Genomic DNA, 25,309 nt, shown 5'->3' on the forward strand with positions numbered 1-25,309 from the left:
GCCCGGCCGGCCGCTCTGCGCGTCATTGGCGCAACGATTGAGGCATTTGCTGTTGTTGACGGTGTAGCCGGATACGCCGCGTCAGCAGCGCCGCTGCGGCGCCGATCACCAGACTGAACATGAAGGCGGCGATGGACAGCATCGCCGCCAGTTCATCGAACCCGCCCTGGCGCGCCAGCAGCAGCACCACCGCGAAGATTGCCGCCGCCCACCCCAGCAAGCCGATCACCAGTTGCTTGACGGACTGCAGGCGGCCGCACAAGGCGCCGCCGGCAAGTGCGGCGGCCACCATGGCAGCCATGGACCAGAACAGATACTCGTAGTGCATGTGGACGGTCTCCGCCAAGGGCATTGAGGCGCTCGCATTATAGGCGCCGCCTGTGTGCCGGCCTCTCGCGTCTGTCCTTGCCCCGCAGAATTCGGTCAGCCCACCGCCACGACACTGATTTCCACCAGCGCGCCGTAATGGAGTTCGCGCGTGGGCACGATGGCGCGCGCGGGGCGGTGGCTGCCAAAGCACGCTTCGTACACCGCGTTGACCTCATCCCAAAGACTGACGTCCGGGATGTAAACGGTGACGTTGACCACGGACGATAACGACGAGCCTGCGGCGTCAAGAATGGTCCGCACGCTGCGCAGCGCTTCCCTGGTCTGGCCGGCCGCGTCCGCCGCCAGCACGGGGCGCACGCCGGGTCCGGCCGGCGGCAAAAAGCCCAGCTGCCCCGATACGAAGACGAAGCCGTTGGCGCGAACCGCCTGGGAATAATGCCCGGCCGGCGGCGTGGCATCGGGCGTTTGAATGAAGTCCATGCCGAAATCCTTTTTGATGCGTGGCTCACCAGCCACGGAAGCGTTCCCAGCGTGCCACCACGCCCGGCTCGCCGGGGCGCACGACCTCGTAGGCGTCGTGCTGCGCGCACGTCGCGCAGGCGTGATTCGGGACAATGCGCAGTTTGGCGCCGATGGGCAGGTCCGGCAGGACCGCGTTGCTGCCAGGGCGCACCTTGATGATCCCCTGCTCCTGGTTGGTTTCGGCCAGCAGCACGTCCGGATAGACCTTGCCGTCCACATCGCACACCAGTCCGTACAACTGATCCACCGGCTGCTTGGCGGTGCCACGATCCCGCGACATGGCCATCCATCCCGCGTCGACCAGAATCCAGCCCTTCTCGGGCTGATGGCCGATGACGGTGGTCAGCACCGTCGCAGCGATGTCGTCCACGCTGCACACGCCCAACCCGGCCATGACCAAGTCGAAGAAGACGTACACGCCGGCACGGACTTCCGTCACGCCATCCAGATTGCGCGCAAAGTGCGCGGTGGGCGTGGAGCCGACGCTGACAACCGGGCACGGCAGGCCCGCGCCGCGGATCGCCTCTGCGCAGCTCACGGCGGCCCAGCGCTCCTGTTCGGCCATGTCCGCAATCGCCTCGACGCTGCGGCAGCCATAGGATTCGCCCGCGTGCGTCATGACGCCGCGCAGGCACGCCCCGTCTTCGTGCAACACACGCGCGATTGCCAGCAGTTGGTCCGTGTCCTTGGGCTGCACGCCGGCACGGTGGCCGTCGCAATCGATCTCGATGAGCGCCGGGATGGGATCGCCGGCAGCCTTGGCACGCGCCGACACCGCGCGCGCGGCCTCGATGCTGTCGACGACAACGGTCAGGTCGACGCCGCGCTGTCGCAAGGCCAGCACGCGGTCGAGCTTCGACGGCGACACGCCCACCGCATACAGCAGATCCGTGACGCCAGCGGCGGCGAACTGTTCGGCCTCCTGCAAGGTCGAGACGGCGGCTGGCCCTTGCGGCGTCGCCATCAGCCGGCGGGCGACCTCGATGGACTTGGGCGTTTTCAGATGGGGACGCAGCCCGACGCCGTGGCCGGCCATCAGGGCGTTCAGCCGCGCGATATTGCGCATCATGCGCGTTTCATCGAGCAGCAGACAGGGCGTTTCCAGGGCATCCAGCGTGGATGCGACGGTTTCCAGGGTCATGGCAATCTCTTTGCGAGTGAGCGGCAGGCAGGACGGGCCTGCAGGAATCAGCACGCAGTATGGCGCGGAAGGCGCTTACCTTGTTTAATGCCAACTTAATATCCCATTAAGCCGTAACTGAATGATTGCCACTGACGACCTGCGCTTTTTCCTGAGCCTTTCGACCGCCGGCTCGCTTGCGCAAGCAGCGCGCGCGCTGGACGTCACACCACCAGCGATCACCCAGCGCCTTAACGCGCTGGAAAAGCGGCTGGGCGTACGGCTGGTCAATCGGTCGGCCCGAGGCATCGCGCTGACCGAAGAAGGCCGTCTATTGGCCATGCGGGCCGGGCAGATCTGCAATGACCTGACCTTGCTGGCCGACGAACTGGCAGGACGCCGCGGCGTCGTAGCGGGACACCTGCGGGTGGTTGCACCGTTGGGGTTCGGCCAACGTTACATCGCCGAATTGGTCGCGGATTTCCGGTCGCGCAGCGAAGACGTCACGGCCAGTCTGACATTGTCGGACGGCCCTCCCCGGCTGGCGTCGGATAACTGGGACGTGATGGTTCATATCGGAGAATTGCGCGACTCCACGCTGGTCGCCTACCCGCTGGCGCCCAACCGGCGCATCCTGTGCGCATCGCCCGACTACCTGGCGCGCCGTGGCTCGCCGACCACGCCGGAGGACCTGCGCAACCACGACTGCATCGCCTTGCGCGAAAACGACGAGGACGTGACGCTGTGGCGGTTCAGGCGAGCCCGCGGCGCGGGGGTCGCCGTGCGCATCGCGCCCGTCATGTCGTGCAATGCCGGCGCGACGGCGTTGGATTGGGCGCGGGCCGGACAGGGCATCATTGCGCGGTCGGAATGGGACGTGACCGCGCACCTGCGCACGGGTGAACTCGTGCCGTTGCTGGCGGGCTGGAATCTGCCCGACGCGAATGTCGTGGCGTTGGTGAAGTCCCGGCAGGAGTTGTCCGCGCGCACGGCGGGATTTCTGGCGTCCCTGCGCGCAGCTTTTGCCCAGCCGCCATGGCGCGAGGCGTCAGCCTAGCAGGAATGGAAAGCCGCAACCCGCTGCTCAGTCGAGCATCGCTTCCGCTTCGATCTCGATCAACCATTCCGGTAAAGACAGCCCGCTGACGATGATCCAGGAAGAAGGCGGCGGATCGACCTTGAAGCGGTCCCGCAACGCCTGCGCCACGACTTCCTGTTCGGTGCTCACCGAATCGCAGATGTAGATGCGCAGCATGATGACCTGCGACAGGTTGCCGCCGGCCGCCGCCAGCACGCGCTCGATGTTGTCCAGCGCGGCCTCGGTTTGCACCTGAAGCCCCGGACCGACCGTCTTCTCATTGGCGTCCACGCCGACCTGGCCGGACAGCAGCATACGGCGCTGCCCGGTCACGATAACCGCCTGGCTGAATCCATACTGCACAGAATTAAATACCGTATCGGGATTGACGACGATTCGGGACATGCGGATCTCCTGGGCAAGACGGCGCTGGGCGGCCGGCCATTCTATCAACCGGTCATACGTCAGGACACGGGCGCTGCGCTGAATCGACCAAACGCGGTATGGAGGCGCGGCACGGCGTTTGCTACGCTGGCTCATCTGTTCAGCCAGGGTGATGGCCATGAGCGAGAAGATTCGAGTCCTGTGCATTCAACCCGCTTCTGCATCCGCGCGTTTCGCGTTCTTGTTGATCGCGCTGAAGTGGTCGATGGGTGCAACCCCCCGGCCGTCCCGGCTGCAGATAGGGTCGCATGATCTGGCGCCCGAAGGCTCGGAAGGCGCGTTCTGGCAGTTTGCGCTTCGTCACGCCTTTTCAAGCCAATCCATTCTGGTCACACGAGGCGACCACTGGGATGTGGCGGCATCGGTGGACGGCGACGAGGTCCGCGCGTTTGGCAGGACTTTTGCGTTGAGGCAGTGCCTTTTTTGAAGCGCGCCCCTCAGGCGTCTGCGGGCGCCTTGCGGTGATAGGCAGCCAGTTCCTCGGCCGTCCAGCGCTGGCGCGCCTCGTCCTGACAGCAGGTCCGATACACCAGCGCGCCCACGTCCAGAAAGCGTTTCACATCAGCTTCCGTGAGCTTTCCCTGCACTTGCATAAGGCAGTCCGCAAGGGTTGAAAGCACGCCGTCCCACCCGTCGAATCTGCCCGGCGACACCGGCAACGTAATCATGCGCGCCATCATTTCACTATGGTCCATGCTGAGTCTCCGCTCTGATGGGGAGCCGCTCGGTCCGCAACCCACCGGCGCCCCGGCCTCATACAGCAAGTGGCGTTCCCGATGGAAATCGGTGTCAGACACCAAGGGTGGCCGCCCACACTTTGATGCGGCAGGTGGTCCGCGGGTATCGGACACCTGCGGGCCAGGAAACACGATGCAAGGCTGCTTACGCAGATTACCGGGCCGTCGACCGACCCGTCACCGGATCCGGCGCGCGCCCTCGCAGCAGGGACCCCGGGTGAGCCTGCAGGTAGTCTGCCAACTCCCGTAGCGACCTCGCCGTGCGCGCCAGTTCTTGCAGCAGTGCGCTCGTGTTGACGGGCAGGCCGGCATCGGGGCTGAGCAGCCCACCGACGGCGGCGAGCGACCGGCTTGCCTGGCGCAACGTCGCGGTCGCCTCGGGCGCAAGCTGTGTGTCCAGCCGCTTCACCAGCTTGGATGTGCCCTGCAGCAGGTTATTGAGTTCAGCGCCCAGACCTTCAAAGGGAATCCTGTCCAGCTTGGTCAGGATGCTGTTGATCTGCAGCTGCAACTGGTCCAGATTGTTCGGCACGGTGGGAATGAAAGGCGCCTCCTCCATCTTGAACGTCACGGGCTCGGCGTCCGGGAAGACCGCAAAGGCGACATACAACTGGCCTGTCAGGAGATTGCCGATGCGCAATTGCGCCCGTAATCCCTGGTCGATCAAGGCCGCCATCAGCTTGCCGCTGGGATGCGTGACCGTAGAGCCCGAAAACTCCTTGATTTCTTCAAACGTCTTGGCGCCCAGCCGTTCCGGATAGAGGGTGGCATCCACCAGGGCATAGAACTGCTGCGTGGTGCGATCGAGTTCCAGTCCGATGGCATCCACCTGCCCGACCGACGCGCCAAACGCGTCGATGGGCGCGCCCACGGACAGTCCGCGCACCGATTGGTCAAACCGCATGCGGATGCGCAGCGGCGTGCCGTCCGGCTGCGCGCGCGCCGCGGTCTCGGAGGGGTAAATGACGAACGCGGCATCCGGTTTGGCTGCGGTGTGTAAACGGGTCTCGACCGAGTCGAAGGCGACGCCGCCCACGATCACCGACACCAACGACTGAGATCGCACTTGCAGCCCGCCTGAATCTACCGAGAAGTCCACCCCGCTGGCGTTCCAGAAACGCGTGCCTTCGTTGACGAAGGCGTCGTTGGGCGCGTCGACGAACACCTGGATATCGACGCCCTGGCCGGTGGCATCCAGGCGATAGCTAACCACCTGCCCTACCGCGATGCGCCGGAAATAGACGGGCGATCCGATGTCCAGCGAACCAAGGTCGTGGCCCTTGAGGGTGAAGCGCTTGCCCGGCCTGTCCTGCGTCACCTCGGGCGGGACTTCCAGACCGACGAAAGCGAACTTCGTCGCCTTGCGCGGATCGCTGCCGCCATTGCGGCCCGCGGGATCCAGGCCGATGTAGGCGCCGGACAGCAACGTGTTCAGACCTGAAACGCCACTGAGCGTCAGGCGCGGCCGCACCACCCAGAACACGGTGCCCTCCTGCAGGAGCCCAGCCGCGTCCTTGTTGAGCTGGACCGTCGCAATCACGCCCGTCCGGTCCTCGTTGAGCGCCACGCGCTGGACGGTGCCGACGTTGACTTCCTTGTAGCGCACCTGTGTCTTGCCGGCCTCCAGCCCTTCCGCCGTCTGGAAGCTGATCGTGGCCTCGGGCCCTGCGTCCATCCAGACCTTCAGCACGAGCAGCAGGCCACCCAGCGCCGCAACAATCGGCACCAGCCAGATCCAGGAAAACCGCCGTCGGCGGCCGGCGGACGGCGGCTTGTGTGCGACAGCAGGAGCAGTCTCGGGCATTGAAGGCATCCTTCGTGAGCGCACGTCTGGACTCTGGGTGCAATCCCGATAAAGCGTCGCGCCGGGCGGTCCGCCGCGCAACAAGGGTATTCCCCACGTTCCGGCCTGCCCGCTGCGCCAATAGCGAGTAGGATAGCCATCCCAACAAACAGGAAAGATCCGTGAATATCGAAATTCGTCCTGCCGCACCGTCGGACGCGGCCCAGATCCATGCCTTCATTACCGAACTGGCCGTCTATGAACGCGCTGCGCATGAGGTGATCGCCAGCGCCGACGACGTCGAACGCACCTTGTTTGCCGAAGGCGCCCCTGCCCGGGCGTTGATGTGCCTGCTGGACGGCAAGGCCATTGGCTACGCCGTCTATTTCTACAGCTACTCCACCTGGCTCGGAAAAAACGGCATCTATCTCGAGGACCTGTACGTCACGCCCGAACACCGTGGAATCGGCGCGGGACGCGACCTGCTGCGCCATCTGGCACGCGAGGCCGTGGCGAACGGCTGCGGACGGCTCGAGTGGAGTGTGCTGGACTGGAATCAGCCCGCCATCGATTTCTATCAATCCATCGGCGCACTGCCCCAGGATGAGTGGGTGCGTTATCGGATGGCCGGCGACGCGCTCGTCAACTTTGCCGAGGGCCGCCGCTAGGGCAGCCGCACTGGTTAGAACTCCGGCAGGTCGAACAGCGTGTGCAAGATGGAACTGGGCACCGGCACCGACGCGAGGTGTTCGCGCCCGCCGGCGTCCACCAGCACACGCACCGCGCGGGATGCGACGGTAAGGCCGTCGACACTGATCGCGGTCTCGACCTCGGCGCCATCCTTGATGAGTTCAATGACTTCGGCGGCTGCGGCCGTCGTGGGCTCCGAGATCCAGCCGGGAACGCCGCGCACGGCCTGCCCCCAGCGCACGTAGGCGATATGGCCACTTCCGGCCTCTTTGCGCACGGCGACGATCACATACAAAGACATCCAGGCCTCCCTAATGTTTGGCCTGGATCGTATAACAGCTTGGCGGCCGTGTGATGACCGCAAGCGCGTCAGGGTTCGATGTCGATCGGCGCAAAGGACTTCACCAGGTCGTCGAGCTGCTTGAGTTGCGTCAGGAAGGGCTCGAGCTTGTCCAGGGGCAACGCGCTGGGGCCATCGCATTTCGCGTTCTTGGGATCGGGGTGGGCTTCCAGGAAAAGGCCCGCCAGCCCGACCGCCATGCCGGCGCGCGCCAGGTCTGCGACCTGTTCACGACGACCGCCGGATGCCGCGTCCAGCGACGAACGCTGCTGCAGCGCGTGGGTGACGTCGAAGATCAGCGGGCGGTTGCCGGACACCTTTTTCATGACGCCGAAACCCAGCATGTCGACGACCAGATTGTCGTAGCCAAAGCTGGTGCCGCGATCACACAGAATCAGCTTGTCGTTGCCGGCCTCGGTGAACTTCTCGACGATGTTCAGCATCTGCGCGGGGCTGAGGAACTGCGGCTTCTTGATGTTGACCACGCGCTGCGTCTTGGCAAGCGCGACGACCAGATCGGTCTGGCGCGCCAGAAAGGCCGGCAGTTGCAGGATATCGGCAACTTCGGCCACCGGCGCCGCCTGCCACGGTTCGTGGACGTCGGTGATGACCGGCACACCGAATTCCTTTTTCACGGCTTCGAAGATCTTCATGCCTTCTTCGAGGCCAGGACCGCGGTACGAATGGATGGACGAGCGATTGGCCTTGTCGAACGACGCCTTGAATACGTAGGGAATGCCCAATTTGCGGGTGACGCGTTGGTATTCCTCGCACGCGCGCAGCGCCAGATCCTTGGATTCCAGCACATTGATGCCGCCGAACAGCACGAAGGGCCGGTCGTTCGCGCAGGCGATCGAGGGGGAGATAACGACTTCTGGGGCGGTCATGATGGGCGATCCTGTAAAGGTGAAGCAGGTGATAGTGCGTAATGTACAACCTGCTTCCTCGCGCCATCATCTGACCGGCCCCGTTTTCAGCTCACAGCAGCTCTGAAATGATCCCCCGCGCCGCGTTTCCGCCCTGTCAGGCGCGTTCGATCGCCGGGTCGCTGACCAGCCGGTAGGCCACCGCGCCGATGACTGCGCCGACGATAGGCGCCAGCCAGAACAGCCACAACTGTTCCAACGCCCAGCCACCCACGAACAGCGCCGGTCCGGTCGAGCGTGCCGGGTTCACCGATGTGTTGGTGACCGGGATGCTGATGAGGTGAATGAGGGTCAGCGCAAAGCCGATGGGAATGGCCGCAAAGCCGGCCGGCGCCCGCCTGCTGGTGGCGCCGAGAATCACGAAGATAAAGCCGGCCGTCAGCACCACTTCGGTCACCATCGCGGCCAGCAGCGTGTACTTGCCCGGTGAATAGGCGCCATAGCCATTGGCGGCGAAGTGGCTGGCCCTCAGGTCGAAACCCAGCTTGCCGTTGGCGATGCAGGCCAGGACCGCCGCAGCGGCGATGGCGCCCAGGACCTGAACGATCACGTACGGCAGGATTTCTCGGGCGGGGAAGCGTCCGCCGGCCACCAGGCCGACTGTGACAGCCGGATTGAAGTGCCCGCCAGATATATGGCCCACAGCGAAGACCATCGTCAGGACGGTCAGGCCGAACGCCAGCGCAACGCCCGCGAATCCGATGCCCAGTTGGGGAAAACCGGCGGCAAGCACCGCCGCGCCGCAACCGCCCAGCACCAGCCAGAAGGTGCCGAAGAACTCTGCGCCGCAACGCTTGGGTAGTGAATACATGTCCATCCCTCAGTAACGAAAGCCCTAAGGTATCGGCAAGCGCGCGGGGCAATATTCAAGAATCGAAAATCTTGACGATTCTTGTACGCCGGCGCGTCAGGCGTGACGCTGCTCGACAACATAGCCGGGGCGCACGCCGCTTGGGATCGTTCGGATGGCGGATGGGACTGCATTCGCTGGCTGGGTTGGCGGGCGCGATTTCGTTGGGGGAAACAAACAGCGGATGCTAATTTCAGCGGGACGCCTTCGCCGGAGGATCACCGTGAAACTGCTGCTCGCCTTTGTTCCCTTCATCACCTTTGCGCTGTTGGAGCACCGGGTGGGCACGCACGCCGCGCTCGTGGCCGCCACGGCCGTTTCCGCCCTGCTGGTCATCCGGGACAGGTTCGTTCTTCATGTTTCGCCCAAGACACTGGAGGTCGGATCGCTGATCCTGTTCGGGGCGCTTGCCTTCGCGACGCGCTTCCCGGCGTTCAGTCCGTCGCTGTTGAGCGTTCGGCTGCTGGTGGACGCGGGGCTGCTGGCCATCGTGCTGGGTTCGATCTTTGCCGGCCGCCGCTTCACGCTTCAGTACGCGATGGAACGGGTGTCGCCCGAGGTGGCCGCCCGCCCGGCGTTCCGGCGCACCGCAGAACGGATCGCGTGGGCGTGGGCAGGCGCGTTCGCCGTCATCGTGGTGGCGGATCTGGCGATGATGTACGTGCCGGCTTTCACCACCACGGTGGGCACGGTGGTTATCCTTGTGGCGCTCGGCGCAGCGGCCTGGTTCACCGCGTGGTTGCCCAAAGCGGCCAGGCGGTAATGCGCGCTGCCTGAGCCGAATCAGTCCAGCCGGACGCGTTCAGGCCACTGCACTTCAGGGACGGCATTGAGCGCTGGTTTGGCAAACAGATAGCCCTGGAACCGCTCGATTCCGGCAGCCTGCAACCAGCACCATTCCTCGATCCGCTCCACGCCTTCGGCGACAGGCGTGATGCCCATTGCGCTGCACGTGCGGGCAATGCCGCAGACGATTGCCTGGCGCGGTCCGTCCTGATGAATGTTCTGAATGAGCTGGCGGTCGATCTTGAGCTTGTCCGGCTGAAACTCGGCCAGCAGCGACAGGCCCGCATAGCCGGCCCCGAAATCATCGATCGCAACGCCGATACCGGCGCGGCGCAGCCGTTCGATCGCATCCCTGAAGGCGCGCGGCCGCTCGATCGCTTCCTGTTCGGTGATTTCGACGATCACATGCTGTGGCAACAGCGCGCACGCCGCAATCTGATCCACCAGGCGGTCGACCGCGGCCGGATCTTCAATCAACGACATGGGCAACAGATTGACCGACAGCTTTACATCGGTCAGGCCCAGCCGCCGCGCCAGCTCGAACGCCGAGGCCTTGGATTCCAGATCCACGCGATAACGGTCCGCGGGATCCAGGCTGGCGAACAACTGTTCCGGCGATCCGCCCGATTGACCGCGGATCAGGAATTCAAGGGAGGTGATCTCGCGCCGCAGGGGATCGACAATGGGTTGCAGCGCAAAGGGATACGGCCGCGCAGGCGCTGCGGGATCTTCATGCGCCAACCGAACACCGCTGGCCGCAAACCGCCAGTTGGCCGCGTCGTCTCCTTCGACGATATGGTCCGTGCCATGCGCATCGGCATACCAGCCAAGAATCTTTACCACCCGGTCGTCACCGCCCGGCCAGCGCCCCGGCTTTTTCATCTTGGCCAGAATGCGCGCAGAAACCTGTTGGGGATCGAGCGCTCGCAGGTCAAGCAGCGCCATCGCATCCCCCCCAAACCGGCGGGTAGGCCCGTGATCCTGCATGAGCAGCACGACGTTCTTGTGGGCATCGTCGCGCCGGATGGCATCGAATATCAGGTTGACCGCCTCGTCGGGGCCTTCCAGCAACTGGACGAAATGAACGCCGTCAAAGAGCAATATGCCGGTCACCTGCAGGGCGGCGTTGCGAGCTCGGGCGGGCGTCAGCAGGTCGGTCAGATCCTGCGCGTTCATCGAAGTGACAGCACGGCTGCGGTATATCAGTGTCGATAGCATGGCGTGCTCTGTGCAAACGGGTCGGGCGGGGAAAGGCTCGCGGCAAGGCTAATGTTCAAGCGAGCAGGCGTAATCTGTGGGAAATCTGTTCGATCGGCCCGTCACTGCGGCACGTCGATGGATCGGCGGTCAACGCGGCGCATGAATCGCTGCCGACGGACTGCGTGGATGGGGCCACGGCTTAATGGCGCCACTGGGTGCCACTGTCGCCTGGGAATTCCAGAGTGGGTCTGGACGAATCGGCCTGAAAAGCTCAGGGAAACCGGCGGGTAACCGGACACTTTCCACGAACTGTAGCGGGTTTGGCCTGACCGCCCAATCATTCAGGAAATGATAGGTTTAAAACCTAAATCATTGAAATCATGGGGGGATTTGGTGGTGCGAAGGAGGGGACTCGAAATACTAGCATTGGCGCGGCTTTCCGGATTATTTGGGGCCAGCCTGGGGCCAGCGAGCAACGTCACTATAGCAGGACGCTTTGGGGCATCGGTCAGCGCTGCTCCTCGTCGACGACCAATTCCAGAGGGTCCGCATCAGGCTGATGCATCTTGTCGCTCAAGTAGTAGAGCCCCCAAAGCGTGACGACGATCATTTGAAAAACGAAAAAAACGTACACCGTTGAGCCGACATAGAAGGCCACGTCGAGCGCATACGATCCCACACTTCGCTGAACCGGGCCGGCAACAGCCCTCCCAAATGAAGCAAACACACTGATGCACACGCTCACTGCGGTGAGATGCGCAAAAAGCAGACACAAGAACCTTCGACGCGTTAGTCCAATTTCGATCTTGCCCTCGCCGTACCACGTCTCTATCGTTGGAGTGGGCTCGGGAATCAATGAGTCAAGCGTGGTTTGCCTACCGAAGGTGGCAACCGCAGCCAAAGCCGCGATGTAAAAGCCAGGGAGCCCCTGCACCAGGCCCTGAAGGATGCTGACGAGTCCATCGGCTCCCCACACATTGATTGCCCCTCGACCGACGACCAGCACGCACATCGCAACAAGCGTCAGCAGTCCAGGAACGCGCCAATCAACCACTTTCTTTGCAGGGTGGTTGATGGTCAAGTAAGAGAATGGACGTAGTAGCTGATAGAACATTTGATCTCGCTAAAGTTTGGCAAGAATTCTGTCTCGAATTTCTACGTTGATTTCCGCAGTCGCCGTGCTCAGTCGATTCACGAAGCCGTCAATGAGTTCGCGTTTGATGAACCTATCTTCATTCAACATCCCCGCGCTCCGAGGATCCAAGACGACCGTATGGTCTACTCCTTCCGTGTCTGCGAACTTGATCCGCACTTGATCCATCTTCTGCTGGACCGCGCGCTTGCACACGCCCCTTACCACATCATGAGCCTTAACATTCAGTGTGTTGAGAGGCTTCAACCGGATCGTTTTGGATCGAAAGCTAGTGGCGTTATAGCCGTCATAATTTTGAGCCGTGACCGTAGCGTCCACAACTTCAATATCTTTGAGTTCTCCGTTGTTGAGCTCGTATTCGAAGTCCAATGAGGGATGACCCATCACCTCAATTTTGTAGCTGCCTTTCAGAGTTTTAGGACTTCCATCGCGATTGAGGGTGTTGTCGGGGTGAGGATAGAGGAACGCTGTCGATCCCAACTTTGTTGCCTCACGAATTCCCTTGCTGAGCAATCGCGAAATTGCAGCCCCGCCGATCCCAATGGCATCCTCCACGACCATGAGATACCTGTCGCCCGCGAGTGAACTCAGACTGATCCCAATATGAGCGGAGTAAGCGTTGCCCTGCGTTGCTGTCTTCGCCGCGATGGTGATTTCGCCAGTGGCTGAATCATGGATGGCCAAATCAGCGGCAGATCTGTCAGACCGCGTCAGCAGGATCAGGGCTTTATCACCTTGAGGCGGAAGATGCACGCGGGTCAGCCACAGGTAAGGCTTGTCGCCGGCACCACCGATTTCAACCACATGACCGTTCGCAATCAGCGCCTGCAGTTCGGCCAGAATCACACGGAGGGACGTCGGCCGCACTCGCGACATTGTGGGAGACCTCCCAACGGTGGAACGAACGCTTGCCCGCACCACGCAATCAAAGTACTTAACCCACCGTTCTTTCGCTTTCATATCCCCTCCTCCAAAAAACATACAGGAACGGTATGAAATATCTGAACACAGGTCAACCGAGTACATTAGTTCGCCCTCAATACTGTATAAATATACAGCTATCAGGGAATGATGTACACAGCCCGCGCACTGCGAAAAAGCCGGATCTTCGAGTTGCTGCAGCCGGCGATGCGGTATCGAAAAGATTGACGAGACATCGCCAGATCCACCACATAGAGGCCGACGGCGGGAAACGTACCGCGAGCATCCATGCGGGTTAGCGATAGTCTTGGGGCCGTTATGGGGCCTGCGCGTACCGCTTTGGCGAGGCCTCTATTGAGACCCGAACAGAGCGCGCATGCGTCTGCCCGGGATGCTGCAGCGATATGCGCCGGTCCTATACTCCGAGGCTACAACGGAGGATCTCATGTGCAGCCACTATCAGACCTTGAAGGACGCTGAGCTACTGCTCAAGAAGTTCGGCGTAACCAGGCCGGGCGTGCTTGGCAAGTACGACATGTGGCCGCGCTACCAGGGCGCGTTTGTGCGCCGGCCACCCGAGCATGACGCAGGCGACGAAGCCGTGGCGGACCGTGAATCGGTTCTAGGACGCTGGGGCCTCATCTCGTCCTCAACCACGCCTGACAGCCTGGTGGGCGCTGAGAAGCTGTCCACGTTCAACGCACGCGACGATCGCGTCGCCAACGCCTTCACCTTCCGCAACGCTTGGCGCCGGGCGCAGCACTGCATCATCCCCGCCGACGCCATCTTCGAGCCTGACTGGCGCTCTGGAAAGGCCGTAGCCACCCGCTTCACCCGGGCCGACGGCGCGCCTCTGGGCATCGCCGGCTTGTGGGACCGCTACCGCGACGCGACGGGCGCATGGCTGGAGAGCTACACCATGCTCACCATCAACGCCGATCAAGACCCACTGTTCCGCGACTACCACCAGACCGGCAAGGAAAAGCGGATGCTCGTGATTCTGCCGGAGGGTGCCTACGGCGATTGGCTGACGGCCGCCGCCGAGCAAAGCCGGGATTTTCTGGTGCCCTACCCACATGATCGGCTTGTCGCCACGCCGATGGTGTGACCCCTATAAAGGCGGAATATGCTGTTTATTCAACCAGTGTTTTCCGCCATGACTTTCAACCCCCCCCTCACCCACTCCGAACTCCAGACCATCCGCGAGCGCCAGCCCTGGAATTCCGATGTGATCACCCTGCTATGGGAAGTCAAGCGCATGCGCTCCGAGCTATTGCGCTGGCACCAGGTATCCAACGATCTGAAGCGCCCCACAGGCCTGATTGGCGACATCTACGACGAGCTCCTGGCTCGGCTGGCTGCGGAGCCCTGCGTCCGGGAGCGCGACGACATTGTGGATGCCCTCATGGAAACGCCGGCCAAGCTGCGCAAGGGAATGGCGCCCCGCTAGAGGCGCCGAACGAAGTCACTCCCAATTAAAGGGGCCGGTGATCTTGGCTGTCTGGTCGACCCCTTCCGTTAAGTAATGGATCACCATGCTTTTGCGGGTAAATGCCGGATTGTTCACCGGGCTACCGCCATGAACCAGCATTCCGTGCCACAGGAATACATCTCCCTTTTTGGCCAAAAAGGGTTTCGCGCCGCCCTGCTTCTTTGCAAGCCGGTTGGTATACCTGTAATAGCCGGCGTAATCGGAGAGCGGGTTGGTTCTTAGCGTGGTTTGGGGGTGGTGTTTGAACTTCTTGTAGGGTGGCGCCAAATGGGTTTTCGGCGCGAAGCGTAGAGGGCCACTATCAGCGGAGATATCTTCCAATGCTACCCAAGCCCCAATCAAGTAATTCCCGGGAAAGACATGGAAGACGGTCATGTCTTGGTGCAGCTCTTGCTGGCTGCCCAAGTAAAAATTGATCGTTGAGCGCGGATATGCCGGGCGGTCAAAAATCAGTGAACAGAGGTCCGTAAGCGCCTGGTTTTGATATATCCGTTTCGCGGCGTCGCATTGGGTCCACAGCTCGTGAATCCTCCAAGGGCTGATACGCGCGTTAGCTTGACGCTCTGCCGGCGTCAGCTTCACCACCTCAGAATGAGGAACGGCGCCAGGCTTCCCCCTCGGGTCCAGGGTGTAGCCGAGAAGGGAAATATTCGGGTTCGGAATATCGGTCGTAAAAAGGTTCTCAATAAAGTCCACCGTGCCATCAATGTCGGCTTCAGGAATCGCCTTTTCCAGCACGACATACCCGTCAGTTACCCAATGACGCAACAGTGTTGACTGCTCGTCGGAGAGGTTCATCTGCGCGCGCATTGTTTCAACATGAGCGAGCGCATCTGGGCGATCGAACCAAGCTTTATGCTTGGTGACGTCGCGCCAGTTTTCAGGAATATTTCCGTCCTTCGTAGCGACCGCCACATCTTCCAGCGCCTGGTCAAAACCCACGTAATCCTGCGCCTTGGTGAAATAATCCAACCAGCCCATGCCTTGGCCCTCCCGCCAATAGAATTGGCCTGGATGATAACAAAAACGCTCGATAATTTACTGGATTTACCAGTCGAGCGAATGTCATGTGCTCCCACTGCTACCTGAGACTGTCGTACGCTCGCTCGCAGGTCAGTCCTGCGATGCGCGCACGGTCTGCAATTCTTGCAAGTTCTTCAGCTCGGAGGCTAACCCGTCGGAGCATGTGGGCGAGCAGATCGACGGCGTCAGATCCTGCCGTGCTTCCGACGGCAGCGGCGGGATCTCGATCGGCTGCGGCGCGAGCCAGCGTGTCGGCGCGGACGAGCAGCCGGTCGCGCTCGTCACGAGCGCGAATAGCATCAGCCACTGCGATAGAGGTTTGTTTCGTTGCAGTCTCACGAACTTTCTCCACGGCAGCAGTACGCCGCCTTTCTTCAGTCCTCGCGGCTTCGATTGCATCGACGGTAGCTCGGGCCTGGTCAGACTTTTCATTTGCATGGTCCCGCTCGATGGCGGCAATCTGAGCGCCATAGCGCCACCCTTGCGCCACCCACGCAGCGCCTGTGCCCATTACAAGTGCCGCGCCAGCGACGACCGCGTAGCCCTTCCAGCCGCCAAGACTGGCCAGGATCTTTCGGCTTAGGCTCATCCGACCACCTCGCCCACGGCCAAGGCATAGTTCCGGCCCCACTTGGCCCGGAGATCCGCTCGCTGTGCCGGCGTCCCTCGCGCGTAAGCACCCGGCCGCCAGGTACGCACGTACAGAGCCCAAGCATCCTCCTCGGCCCCGACCTTCGGTAAGGGCTGCGGATCCGTCCAGAGCAGCAAACGAGCCAACGCCGCAGCAAGCACGTCGTCGTTCTCGATGGCATCCCAGATTGCGGCATCGCGCGCTGGCACGCCACGGGCCTGGTACAGGTGCGCGGCAGCGGCGCGGGTTTCGGCGTGCAGGCGGACTCCATGCACCATGCCGCCGCCCTGCTCCGCTTGCCAGAAGCTCTTCGCGGGTCCGATCGGGCGGGGCGGCTTGCCCACGAGCTGTCGCCGATTCTCGAAGCGGGATTCTTGCAGCCCGATCGCCAGCAGCATGATGCGCGCTTCGGGCGTGTCCATGCTGGCGGGCAGCAGCGCCAGCGCGGGGTTGATGCCGGCGGCGATGATTTCGGATAACGTCATTGCTTCGGGCTCCTGATGTGCTTGGCCGTCACGGCGGCCACGTAGAAGGCGGCAGAGGCCGCGAGCGCCGCGTCTCCCGCGCTGGCCCAGCCCGCCACGAAGATGCGGCACGCCGCGCCGGTCGCCGTCAGGCAGACCGCCGACAGGCCGATCCGCTCCAGCGTCGTGTCCTTGATCGCTCGGGCGAACACGGCCAGCGCCGCGCCGCCGGCCACGAACAGCCAGCAGACAAAGGCCAGGACGGCCCACAAGGTGAGGTATATGGTGCTGTCCATGTCACGCCCCTTTACCGCGTACGCGGTCGATCACGGCCTGCCACAAGGCGCCGACAGGCGCCGCCTGGACGGCCTCCCAGGCACGCGACACGATGGCCATGCCGAACATTCCAGTCAGAAAGCCAGCTAGGCCCTCCGGAATTCCCAGCATCAACGAAAGATACGGCGCGGAGTAGTACGCCACGGCCGAGCCGCTTAAGGCCATGCTGAGACGCGCAGGCCAAGAACCTTGCAGATACCGCATGGACACTGCGGCGCCGAGCAAGCCGGCGAATTTTGCCGCAAAGGCGTCGAAGTCTTGGATATTCAATCGCATCCCCTAGACGATAAAAAAAGCCCGCTTTCGCGGGCTGTGGATTTGGCACTCAAGGTCTAGGAGGTGAAAAGTCCACTCCATCGTACGTCCAGAACTCTGCCGGCATAGGACTTTTCTCCGTGATATCAACGAGCGCCTCTAAGACATGCGATGGGAACCGCAGCTCGATAGGAATCTCGCTTCCATCGTCATACAGAAGCGGGTTGATAACCTCCACCACCGCGCCATTCTCAATACGTGCAAAAGATCGCATCATGTGTACTCCTCGACAACAATCACCCCACCAGCACCAGCACCTCCGTTAAACCCACCCGTGCTAGGTGCCGCCGCTGCGCCTCCACCTCCTCCGCCCACAGTGGACGCCGGGTCGCCGTTCGTGATCCCGGTTTTCCCGCCACCTTGGCCGAAAAGCGAGAACCCTCCCTCGCCGCTGACCCCAACCGAGGCCGAAAGGGTGTAGCCATCGCCGCCGTTCCCGCCCCGGCCAGTCATAAGGTTTCCAAGCGACCCGAATCCACCGGTTCCGCCAAAGATCAACAACGGGAACCCGGTGCTGGTTAGACCCTTTGCCCCGCCCGCGCCTCCGGTCGCGGACAACAACCCGCCGAACGAACTTGTGCCCCCAGTCCCGCCGACGCCGACGCCCGTTGCCGAACCGCCAGCGCCGCCAGCACCCACTGTCACAGGAATGGAAGACAGCGGCGCGGCCAACAGCGAAGCAGCATGACCACCGCCACCACCGCCACCGCCGGTACTGCGCGCACCAGCTCCGTTTCCTTCCGTCCCGCCGCCACCTCCGCCACCGCTAACAACTTGCACTCGAACTTTCGTGGCGCCGGGTAACGACGAAAACGTCGTCGCGCCTGCGGCGCTGAACGCGCCGCCGTCAACGCTGACCTGCTGCGTGCCGGAGAGGATTCGGTACACCGACGTACGGAGGAGACGCCCGGGCACGGTAACGGCACGCTCGATCAGGATGTTGATCGCCTGTATCAACTGGGCGTTGTCCGCCTCACTCTCCTCGAGCTCAGCCGCCCGGATGACCGCTAATAGTTCGTCCGTCACGGCGCAACCCCACTCAGCGGGAATCAACGATCCAGCGCGGCCGGCGATCGGATCCTCGTTCACAAACCGACCCGCAACCAATCCCACCCCAGGGACACTCTTCGGATAGTCCATCTGTTACCTCACTGGTATTCAAAAATGACATGCGTGTGCGCGGGCCGGTAGCGCCGCACAATGCACTCAACGATGTTGTTCGGGTTCGCCCCGAAGCGCTCGCCCCACTGCGTAACGCCAAACCGAGCCCCACCAGCTCGACGAGCACCTAGGTGAAACGTCCACAGAAACTGCTGCCGACGGGTGCCGAACCGGGCCTGGCCGAATATCGACCGTCCGAAGCGCGGCGCCCTGTATTCCTCGACCCGGGCGTCGGGGTAGCCGAGCTTGCGTGCGATCTCCACGAAGTAAAGCGAATCCTGCCGGCCAACCTCCCCAAAGCGCCTCACGACCTCCACCCTGCGCTCGGCGAATCCACCGTCAGCTCCGAGGCAAGGATCAGGCAAACCGAGCACTCGCTCCCAGTCCAGCAACAATTCGCGCACCCCAGAAGGCACCATCTCGCCGAGCAGACTGTCGGCGCGCGCGTCCACGCGGGCGAACTCCTGGGCGAGCGCTTCTAGCACCTTGGCCAGCTCCGGTACTGCCTCGACGTCCCAAGCAGGGCCAGGCGGAAGGAGTGCCAAGAGCTGCGCGAGATAATCCTGCCCAGACCTCAAAGCCATTCCACACCCCCAAACGTCGGCAATTGGTCTGCGCCCGGCACCACGTCGGCCAATGGCGCCACCAGGCGATGGTCCTCCTCGCCGGGCGTCCCGCTGATCGCCTCACCGATGTGAGTCCAGAGGAGCCGTTGCCCAAGGTCCCCCTCCCTCAGATGCAAGTCGCGAAGCGATGCCTCAACCCTTGCGCGAAGCGTCGAACTGTCGGGCGTCAGCGCGATCCGGTACTCGACCGGCAGCGGCTTCGGAGCGAGCACATAAGCCTCTGCCGTGACAGGCCGCTTCGATTCAAGATGTGCCAGGACGGCGGCGATTGCCTCCGCGCCCGGTATGGGATTGAGATCATTGTCCCGAACGAAGAACACCGCGACGGTGCCCAACCCAAGGTAGTTTCCACGCGCCCACGCGCGCGTCACACCGGGTACCTCCATCGCCCAATTCTCGTAGTCCTCCTCGTCCCCGCCATGCGGTACGCGCCTAAAGTCCGCGATCACTCGAGCGCGCCATGCTTCGAGCCGCTCCTCGTCGGTCCCGGCCGCCAGCCCTCCGGCCGCCACCTCCCCTTGGTCTTGTACGCCGACATTCGGAGACACCAAGGAAAGAGCGGTCCCGGCAGGCGCATTACCTGCGGTGCCGGGTACCGCCGCGCGAACGGGCACCGTCTCACGGTCGGACGCGAAGATGACCGTTTGAGTCGTGACGTACTGCCGGCCGTCCTGTGACTGGAGTAAGGCGCCGGCATCAAGAATCGAACTGACCGCGCCCCGCATCATTACGCCGCCGGATGCACTCGTTGCGGGAGTTCTGGGCACGGCTTTCATCGCAGCCCATCTCGCGAGGACGTCCTCCTCGCAAGTGTCCGGTAGGATCTGGCGAGACAGCCAACCGAGAAATCCGTAAAGACCGTACGTTGCCCCAGCGTGGCAGCGCGACAGGACTTGCTGATCCGACCGGCGCAATGCCGAATCGGCCAGGGCAGTCAGATCGCTTTCGGCACGCGTCACCAACACGGGTAACGATGGAATATCAAAAGGCATTTGTTATCACCTGCCATATATCGTTGAAGTCAGCGAGCAGCTCGGTTGAGCCGTCCGCGTGCAAGCCGACGACGCGCATCGCCAGGCGCTCTCGCCCCTGCCTCTCGGCCTCGATATCGACACCAATCAAGATTGCGTCATCAATCATCCACTGCAGCGACTCGCGCGCGTACGCGATCGCGTCGAGCCGCGTCTGCTCGGTCAAAGTGCGGCGCCGAAGCAGCCACAGACGCGATCCGATGCGGTCGTCAGTTGTCGTCGGAAACGAATCACCCCACCACCCCTGCAGATCCGAGTCGTCGACCGGGTCGCTATCCAGTGCGCGCCGCCAGGTGAAAAGGCTGATAACTACCGCCCGACCGAGCGGCGTGCTCACTCCTGATACGTATCGAAGGTCCATCACACCGGCCCTCCGCTGGTACCTGAGCCTGGCTGCACCTCTTTGTGCCGGTGGCCGCGCACGCTCGTCCCGCCTGCAACAACGTCCCCCTCCGCCCTGATATCTTTGCTTGCTGAAACAAGGTCCGAGTTCAGAAAAATGCCTTCGGCAGCGTTCAGCTCACAGCGCTGGGCGTTCAGGCGGAACGTCTCGGTAGTGACCTCCACGACGCGCCCGCGCTTGAGTACCACTGAATCGCCTTCATCCGAATAGATGGCCACCTCGCCAGCCTCAAGCCCAACGAGTCTGTATCTGCGATCCGCAATGCAGAGGGCCACGCCGTGGGATCGGTCGCCGCCGATAAAGGCGATCACCGCTTCGGCGCCAGGATGCGGGTGCGACGACCAGCCGTACGGCTCAAAGTGCTCGACATTGCCCTTCACCTCTCCCGCAGTGAGCCGCACTTGAATCGCCTGCAGCTTTCGCCCGGCCTCCACCACGGCAACCACACCACGGACAACAACATTGCGCAGCGCGCCGCCCAAACCGCTCATGGTCCATCCTCCCAATCTTCAGCCAATAAGTACTCAAAGGCGTCACCGCCCTTCCCCTTCTTGCGTTTCCTTCCCTTCTTGTGCGAGGGCTCCGGGATGAACCCTTCGGGCGGCGCCAACGTCATCCGGCTCACCATGCCGCCATCCCCGAGGACGTAAGACACCTCGGAAATCAGCATGTCGCGGTCAAACCCAATCAGATCGTCCCGCACTCTCGCGATGAGGTTTGGTCGCCACAGCGACCCGTCGCGCTGCCGCCACCCCTGGACCACGTACGAGACCTTGAGCGCGCGGCTGAGCCGGTAGTCCCGCTCCCATTCAACGCGGCGCTGCGCCAACGCCGGCGTAAGCTGCCCGCTTGGATTGACCTTGAGCGTGCGACGACGCTGGACACGCCCGTCGGTCACGCGCGCAGAGACTTCAGAGGCAGCTTCCGCAAACTCCTCATCGGAGCCCGACCGCTGCCCCACGCACCGGTACTCGGAGTACAAGCTCGCAAAATCCAGCCCTGCGTCCCCCTCCTTAATGTTCTCTCCCAGGACGAGGGCGTCGGTCGCTCGTCCCTCGCTGCCTGGCCGTGCCATGACCAAGCGACCGCGCCCGTCGTCGGTCGCAAAGAGCTCCGACAGACTGAGCAGCCGGTCGATCGACTCGAACACAGTCTCGGTCGGCTCCACACTGTGATCGGCGACCACCGCGCCGTCACCAATCTCATCGACGACGGCAACACCGTAGGAACCAGCCAAAGCCCGCACAACTTCTGCAACGGATTGCCCCCGCCATTGACCAGGCTTCTCGTCAACCGTGCAGTCAATCAGGTCCGCCGTGAGGGACCGCCCTGTCACCGACACGGTTACCTCCGTGGCGGAGTACCGAATCGGCGTGGCAAAGACATAGCCAGTCAAAACCAGATCGCGCCCAATCCGGACTTCGCACCGAGCGCCTTGCCGAATCCTGGTCGGCCGCTCAGTACTTCCCGGCCAACGCCAGGTAATGGACAGGGAGAAATCCCGCGCCAGGCGCTCAATGCCGGCGCCGATCTGAATCTCTTTCCAGCCTCGGTAATCCTGACCATCTACCGTGAGCGTTACCACGTTCTCTAGATCAACCTGTGCCCCCACGGCTTCCTCCAATTAGCTTGAGCTCACGCGCGGGCAAGAAGCCCGGATGCTGTACTCGGTTGCGAGTCACGATCTCGCCCGCGCGTGTTGCGTCCGCGTACTCGCGATACGCGAGGACAAGGCCCGGCATGACAGCGGCCGGCGCGTAGCTCGTCAGCCGATGCCCCCTCAAACCCACAACGTCCAAATGTCGGCTCGCAGCCTGTCTTGCCCCGGCGAGCGCTTCGTAATGCGCAGGCGGCGCGTTAAGTGCGACGTCCCAGATCGCCTCTTTCAACTCGTCCCGCACGATGCGCACGTCATCGGCCACCGGGAGATCGCGCACCTGATCCCCGAGCAGGACCTCTGCGAGCTCGCCACCGTTACCCGCGTCGGCCTGGACGGGATCCTGCTTCGCCGACCCGACAGCAACCATCGCGGACGGGCGTCGAGGCGGACTGCCGCTAGGCAGGACGGACACATCGCGGACCGCATCCACGATCAGGGCATCCCGAGTAAGGTCGACAATCCCGCCGATCAGCGCCGCTGTCACCGGCTCATTGGAGCGATTGACACTGCCCAGACTGCGAGCCGCGCTGCTCTTGCCAAAGATTCCCGCCAACGAGATCAACCCGCTCCCCTTGGCGAAGTTGCCAAAGCCTCCAAACTCCCGCTGCGCATCAGTCACTATCGAAAAGAGCATCGCAGCAAATTTGTCCGGCGCGGTGACGATATCCGTATAGACCTGTTGAACAGATTGAAACGCGGCCCGCAGCGGCGAAGTGGTTTGGTCGATAAACCCGCGCACCTCTGACAGAGCCCCAAGTACCGCCTTGCTCTGCGCCTTGGCCATGTCCAGCGCCCGCGTCGCGTTTGCGAATCGAGACATTGCAGACGTCTGCACGTTCGAAGCCGCAAGATCAGTCCGCACAGCCGTGTTCGCGGTACCAACCGGAAAGGCAGAAGAGGCGCCCTTGACGAACTCCAGATCAAATCGCACGACGCCGCCCTCGCTCTCAGAGTGAGAAACGTCAACGCTCGTGCAGACCACCACCACGCGCCCGTACCACGGGTGCACTAGCTCGCCGGCACCTGGCTCCTCGAGCACCTTGAGCAATGCGTCGCGCTGGGCAAAGCAGTCAGGACCCGCAACCCATGCAGCCATTTTGTGGTTGCGAGTCGCGAGCCCCATGTCTTCGACCATCGGCTCGTCGCGCTTCGGATACTCGTGCAGCACAGTACGACGACCGCGCCGGCCGCTATCCGCATCGACAAGAAACGGCACACCACGGAACGACGCTTTCTGCTTTTCTTCTTTCCAGCCCATATCAACCCACCCCGCCAAGCGTTCGATAACCGACGGATGGACTGACGCTCAGGCCCGACTGATTGGTCTTCGCGCTCTCCACCCGCATACCCTGCGGAGCGCCGTCAAAGCGAATCCGCAAGTCTCCGTCCAGCTTCGTAGGCTGCTGAGCGCTTGCGGAGGCCGCCAAGCCCGCACCACCACCGCTCGCTCGTGCCTCCTGATACGCCGCCATGCTTTCCCCCACCCCACGACCGACCAGCCCGCCAGCCGCAGAACCCGCCGCACCGGCGCCATCGGGAAGGCCGGCGGCTGGCTTCTCATCCCCGCCGCCGAAGATCCCTCCCACCTTGTCTTTCAGCCACTGGAGCCCCCCGGTAATCGGCTCGATGTAGGTCTTCACCCGCTCCCACAGATTCTTGAACCAACCGACGAGCGGCTCCCAGTTCTTCATGACCAGGCCAAGCGGAGTCGCATTCAGGAAGGCGCCTTTCAGCCCTTCCCAGGCGACCGACGCTCCGGCGACCACCGACGTCCAGATCCCGTCGAAAAAGCCCGTCACTGTGGACCACACGCCCTGAATGCCCTGCCAAGCAGCATTGCCCCAGCTTTCAATGCTCCCCCACAGATCGCTAAACCACGGTCCAACGGTTGACCAGTTGGCAAGCAAAAAGCCCGCCGCCAGTGCCATTCCGCGGACGACCATGCCAAGCGGACTCATTGAGACGACTGCATTGAGCGCCTTCATTGCGAAGGCGGCGCCGACCATCGCCACGCGGATCGCACCGAACGCAAGTGCTGCGCCCAGGACGCCCTTAACGAGCCAAGGGTTTAACTGGATCAGGCCAGTCACCCGTTCGATCATCGGCCCAGCAGCGCCAATGAAGCCGTTAATCGGCGGGAGGAGCGTCGAGCCGATTGCGTTCCCTAGCGCCACCGCACGGTTCTGCAGGAGCTGGATGTTGTTCGCGGTCGTTGCCGCGCGCGCCTCATACTCCTTGTTCATCGAGCCCGCGTACTCGGTCTCGGCACTGACGTTCGCTAGGTTGCGCTTGAGCAGATCAAGGTTGTTGAGCATCGGCGCGATAGCGCCAATGGACTCGCGCCCGAAGAGCGTCTGCAGCACAGATGCCTGCTTCGTTTTGTCGACCTTGCTGATCGCGGTCAGGATTCGTACGATCGTTCCCTGCGCGTCCTTCTGCATGTCGACCGCGACCTTCTTGGAGTCCATACGCAGTGCCTTGAAGACCTGCTGCTGCTGCTTTGTTGCGGACGCGCCAGAGGTCAGCGTCAGCATGAAGTTCTTCATGCCGGTCGCCGCGACCTCCTCCTGTACGCCCATACCGGCCAACGTCGCGCCCATCGCTGCTATCTGACCGGATGCCAAGCCCGCCACTTCGCCCAGCGGGCCGATCCGCGTGACGATCGACGAGATCTGCTTTGCGGACGCCGGGCCGTTGTTGCTGAGGTAGTTGATTTTGTCGGCCAGCGCGACGACCTCATCCTGCGTCATGCGAAATGACGTGCGCCACTTCGCCATCATGTCGCCGGACTCCTCCGCCGTGCTGTCGAACGCAACGCCCATCTTGACGGCGTCTTCGGCGAATCGCGTCAGCTCGCCCCGGGCCAGGCCGGCCTGCCCACCGGCCGCGACGATCGCCGCAATGTCCTTCGCCGCCATCGGAAGGCGCGTGGACATCTTGATGACGTCCTGCCCCATGTCCTTAAACTGTTGCGGCGAGTCAAAGTCGACGACCTTGCGAACGTCGGCCATCGCTGATTCAAATTCGATCGCCGCCTTCGCGCCTGCAATGAATGGTGCCGCGAAGGCTCCGCCTCGCACAACGTCGCCCAAGCTAAAGCCCCTTGAGAGGCTGCTCGACTCGAGCGTCTTGCGAAACCCGGCCACGTTCTTGCGGGCGCCGGCGAGCGTAGGCGAGAGCTTGTCAACACCCGTAATCAACGCCTTAAGCTGGAACTTCTCTCCGGCCATTTGCTACCCCTCCTGCTGATCACGCGACTGCGCGATGCGATCGCACTCCTGCGCCTG

Annotated in this window: 32 protein-coding genes; 6 read left to right on the plus strand and 26 right to left on the minus strand. The window is 62.8% G+C overall.

Annotated features, from left to right (window positions below; translation table 11 throughout):
• Positions 1 to 22: 22 nt before the first annotated feature.
• The 3 genes from B3098_RS25495 to B3098_RS25505 form a co-directional block, all read right to left on the minus strand.
• Complete coding sequence (locus B3098_RS25495) at positions 23 to 328, minus strand: hypothetical protein (RefSeq protein ID WP_279972183.1); 306 nt, start codon at positions 326 to 328, stop codon at positions 23 to 25.
• Between the two features lie 95 nt (positions 329 to 423).
• Positions 424 to 810, minus strand: coding sequence for a RidA family protein (locus B3098_RS25500; protein WP_286899845.1), 387 nt, complete (start codon positions 808 to 810; stop codon positions 424 to 426).
• Positions 811 to 835: 25 nt separating this feature from the next.
• The gene (locus tag B3098_RS25505) at positions 836 to 1,993 is read right to left on the minus strand and encodes a DSD1 family PLP-dependent enzyme (RefSeq protein ID WP_286899846.1); all 1,158 of its coding nucleotides are present in this window, start codon (positions 1,991 to 1,993) and stop codon (positions 836 to 838) included.
• A gap of 121 nt (positions 1,994 to 2,114) precedes the next feature.
• Here B3098_RS25505 and B3098_RS25510 point away from each other — a divergent pair, with 121 nt between their 5' ends.
• Complete coding sequence (locus tag B3098_RS25510; protein WP_286899847.1) at positions 2,115 to 3,029, plus strand: LysR family transcriptional regulator; 915 nt, start codon at positions 2,115 to 2,117, stop codon at positions 3,027 to 3,029.
• Between the two features lie 27 nt (positions 3,030 to 3,056).
• Here the strand turns inward: B3098_RS25510 and B3098_RS25515 are convergent, their stop codons facing one another.
• A complete protein-coding gene (locus B3098_RS25515; protein WP_175183816.1) occupies positions 3,057 to 3,455 on the minus strand; it encodes a RidA family protein in 399 nt (132 codons plus the stop codon).
• A 157-nt stretch (positions 3,456 to 3,612) separates the two neighbouring features.
• On the opposite strand from B3098_RS25515, the gene B3098_RS25520 reads away from it, so the two are divergent.
• Positions 3,613 to 3,921, plus strand: coding sequence for a hypothetical protein (locus tag B3098_RS25520; protein WP_286899852.1), 309 nt, complete (start codon positions 3,613 to 3,615; stop codon positions 3,919 to 3,921).
• Positions 3,922 to 3,931: 10 nt separating this feature from the next.
• Here B3098_RS25520 and B3098_RS25525 read toward each other — a convergent pair whose 3' ends face one another.
• The gene (locus B3098_RS25525; RefSeq protein ID WP_175123422.1) at positions 3,932 to 4,189 is read right to left on the minus strand and encodes a hypothetical protein; all 258 of its coding nucleotides are present in this window, start codon (positions 4,187 to 4,189) and stop codon (positions 3,932 to 3,934) included.
• Between the two features lie 196 nt (positions 4,190 to 4,385).
• The gene (locus tag B3098_RS25530; protein WP_286899855.1) at positions 4,386 to 6,035 is read right to left on the minus strand and encodes an intermembrane transport protein PqiB; all 1,650 of its coding nucleotides are present in this window, start codon (positions 6,033 to 6,035) and stop codon (positions 4,386 to 4,388) included.
• A gap of 161 nt (positions 6,036 to 6,196) precedes the next feature.
• Here B3098_RS25530 and B3098_RS25535 point away from each other — a divergent pair, with 161 nt between their 5' ends.
• A complete protein-coding gene (locus tag B3098_RS25535; RefSeq protein WP_175123424.1) occupies positions 6,197 to 6,682 on the plus strand; it encodes a GNAT family N-acetyltransferase in 486 nt (161 codons plus the stop codon).
• Positions 6,683 to 6,696: 14 nt separating this feature from the next.
• On the opposite strand, the gene B3098_RS25540 is transcribed toward B3098_RS25535, so the two are convergent.
• The 3 genes from B3098_RS25540 to aqpZ all read right to left on the minus strand — a co-directional run bounded on the left by B3098_RS25540 (position 6,697) and on the right by aqpZ (position 8,781).
• Entirely contained in the window at positions 6,697 to 7,005 is a 309-nt protein-coding gene (locus B3098_RS25540) for a DUF3892 domain-containing protein (RefSeq protein WP_286899856.1), read from the minus strand.
• A gap of 68 nt (positions 7,006 to 7,073) precedes the next feature.
• Positions 7,074 to 7,931: a 3-deoxy-8-phosphooctulonate synthase gene (kdsA, locus tag B3098_RS25545; protein WP_175123426.1), complete on the minus strand. Its 858-nt coding sequence runs from the start codon at positions 7,929 to 7,931 to the stop codon at positions 7,074 to 7,076.
• A gap of 136 nt (positions 7,932 to 8,067) precedes the next feature.
• Positions 8,068 to 8,781 carry an aquaporin Z gene (gene aqpZ, locus B3098_RS25550; protein WP_175123427.1) on the minus strand — a complete coding sequence of 238 codons (714 nt, stop codon included), beginning with the start codon at positions 8,779 to 8,781 and terminating at the stop codon, positions 8,068 to 8,070.
• Between the two features lie 262 nt (positions 8,782 to 9,043).
• Here aqpZ and B3098_RS25555 point away from each other — a divergent pair, with 262 nt between their 5' ends.
• Positions 9,044 to 9,583: a hypothetical protein gene (locus B3098_RS25555; protein WP_286899858.1), complete on the plus strand. Its 540-nt coding sequence runs from the start codon at positions 9,044 to 9,046 to the stop codon at positions 9,581 to 9,583.
• Between the two features lie 20 nt (positions 9,584 to 9,603).
• On the opposite strand, the gene B3098_RS25560 is transcribed toward B3098_RS25555, so the two are convergent.
• The 3 genes from B3098_RS25560 to B3098_RS25570 form a co-directional block, all read right to left on the minus strand.
• Positions 9,604 to 10,824, minus strand: a complete 1,221-nt coding sequence (locus B3098_RS25560) for a diguanylate phosphodiesterase (RefSeq protein ID WP_286899861.1) — start codon at positions 10,822 to 10,824, stop codon at positions 9,604 to 9,606.
• A 490-nt stretch (positions 10,825 to 11,314) separates the two neighbouring features.
• The gene (locus tag B3098_RS25565) at positions 11,315 to 11,920 is read right to left on the minus strand and encodes a hypothetical protein (protein ID WP_286899862.1); all 606 of its coding nucleotides are present in this window, start codon (positions 11,918 to 11,920) and stop codon (positions 11,315 to 11,317) included.
• A gap of 9 nt (positions 11,921 to 11,929) precedes the next feature.
• Entirely contained in the window at positions 11,930 to 12,919 is a 990-nt protein-coding gene (locus B3098_RS25570) for a hypothetical protein (protein ID WP_286899864.1), read from the minus strand.
• A gap of 406 nt (positions 12,920 to 13,325) precedes the next feature.
• On the opposite strand from B3098_RS25570, the gene B3098_RS25575 reads away from it, so the two are divergent.
• Positions 13,326 to 13,988, plus strand: coding sequence for an SOS response-associated peptidase (locus B3098_RS25575; RefSeq protein WP_286899866.1), 663 nt, complete (start codon positions 13,326 to 13,328; stop codon positions 13,986 to 13,988).
• A gap of 48 nt (positions 13,989 to 14,036) precedes the next feature.
• The gene (locus B3098_RS25580) at positions 14,037 to 14,330 is read left to right on the plus strand and encodes a hypothetical protein (protein WP_286899868.1); all 294 of its coding nucleotides are present in this window, start codon (positions 14,037 to 14,039) and stop codon (positions 14,328 to 14,330) included.
• Between the two features lie 15 nt (positions 14,331 to 14,345).
• Here the strand turns inward: B3098_RS25580 and B3098_RS25585 are convergent, their stop codons facing one another.
• The 14 genes from B3098_RS25585 to B3098_RS25650 form a co-directional block, all read right to left on the minus strand.
• Complete coding sequence (locus B3098_RS25585; RefSeq protein ID WP_286899869.1) at positions 14,346 to 15,353, minus strand: phytanoyl-CoA dioxygenase family protein; 1,008 nt, start codon at positions 15,351 to 15,353, stop codon at positions 14,346 to 14,348.
• Between the two features lie 100 nt (positions 15,354 to 15,453).
• Positions 15,454 to 15,984: a DUF2514 family protein gene (locus tag B3098_RS25590; RefSeq protein ID WP_349677771.1), complete on the minus strand. Its 531-nt coding sequence runs from the start codon at positions 15,982 to 15,984 to the stop codon at positions 15,454 to 15,456.
• Positions 15,981 to 16,511, minus strand: a complete 531-nt coding sequence (locus tag B3098_RS25595) for a hypothetical protein (RefSeq protein ID WP_286899870.1) — start codon at positions 16,509 to 16,511, stop codon at positions 15,981 to 15,983. Before B3098_RS25595 ends, B3098_RS25590 begins: the two co-directional genes overlap by 4 nt.
• Positions 16,508 to 16,786 (minus strand): hypothetical protein, encoded by a 279-nt coding sequence (locus B3098_RS25600; RefSeq protein ID WP_286899871.1) that lies wholly within the window; start codon positions 16,784 to 16,786, stop codon positions 16,508 to 16,510. The genes B3098_RS25595 and B3098_RS25600 overlap by 4 nt, the downstream gene beginning before the upstream one ends.
• 1 nt (position 16,787) lies before the next feature.
• Positions 16,788 to 17,096 (minus strand): hypothetical protein, encoded by a 309-nt coding sequence (locus tag B3098_RS25605; RefSeq protein ID WP_286899873.1) that lies wholly within the window; start codon positions 17,094 to 17,096, stop codon positions 16,788 to 16,790.
• Positions 17,097 to 17,151: 55 nt separating this feature from the next.
• A complete protein-coding gene (locus B3098_RS25610) occupies positions 17,152 to 17,358 on the minus strand; it encodes a hypothetical protein (protein ID WP_286899874.1) in 207 nt (68 codons plus the stop codon).
• Entirely contained in the window at positions 17,355 to 18,167 is an 813-nt protein-coding gene (locus B3098_RS25615) for a hypothetical protein (RefSeq protein WP_286899876.1), read from the minus strand. Before B3098_RS25615 ends, B3098_RS25610 begins: the two co-directional genes overlap by 4 nt.
• A gap of 122 nt (positions 18,168 to 18,289) precedes the next feature.
• Positions 18,290 to 18,886: a YmfQ family protein gene (locus B3098_RS25620; protein ID WP_286899879.1), complete on the minus strand. Its 597-nt coding sequence runs from the start codon at positions 18,884 to 18,886 to the stop codon at positions 18,290 to 18,292.
• Positions 18,877 to 19,920 (minus strand): baseplate J/gp47 family protein, encoded by a 1,044-nt coding sequence (locus B3098_RS25625; RefSeq protein ID WP_286899880.1) that lies wholly within the window; start codon positions 19,918 to 19,920, stop codon positions 18,877 to 18,879. Before B3098_RS25625 ends, B3098_RS25620 begins: the two co-directional genes overlap by 10 nt.
• Complete coding sequence (locus tag B3098_RS25630) at positions 19,910 to 20,296, minus strand: phage GP46 family protein (protein WP_286899881.1); 387 nt, start codon at positions 20,294 to 20,296, stop codon at positions 19,910 to 19,912. The genes B3098_RS25625 and B3098_RS25630 overlap by 11 nt, the downstream gene beginning before the upstream one ends.
• Positions 20,297 to 20,319: 23 nt before the next feature.
• Positions 20,320 to 20,853, minus strand: a complete 534-nt coding sequence (locus B3098_RS25635) for a phage baseplate assembly protein V (RefSeq protein ID WP_286899883.1) — start codon at positions 20,851 to 20,853, stop codon at positions 20,320 to 20,322.
• A complete protein-coding gene (locus tag B3098_RS25640; protein ID WP_286899885.1) occupies positions 20,850 to 21,974 on the minus strand; it encodes a phage baseplate assembly protein in 1,125 nt (374 codons plus the stop codon). Before B3098_RS25640 ends, B3098_RS25635 begins: the two co-directional genes overlap by 4 nt.
• Positions 21,958 to 23,280, minus strand: a complete 1,323-nt coding sequence (locus B3098_RS25645) for a DNA circularization protein (RefSeq protein ID WP_286899886.1) — start codon at positions 23,278 to 23,280, stop codon at positions 21,958 to 21,960. The genes B3098_RS25640 and B3098_RS25645 overlap by 17 nt, the downstream gene beginning before the upstream one ends.
• 1 nt (position 23,281) lies before the next feature.
• Positions 23,282 to 25,252 (minus strand): phage tail tape measure protein, encoded by a 1,971-nt coding sequence (locus tag B3098_RS25650; protein ID WP_286899888.1) that lies wholly within the window; start codon positions 25,250 to 25,252, stop codon positions 23,282 to 23,284.
• Positions 25,253 to 25,309: the final 57 nt, after the last annotated feature.

The organism is Achromobacter sp. UBA2119 (assembly GCF_002331005.1).
Lineage (GTDB): Bacteria > Pseudomonadota > Gammaproteobacteria > Burkholderiales > Burkholderiaceae_B > Achromobacter > Achromobacter animicus.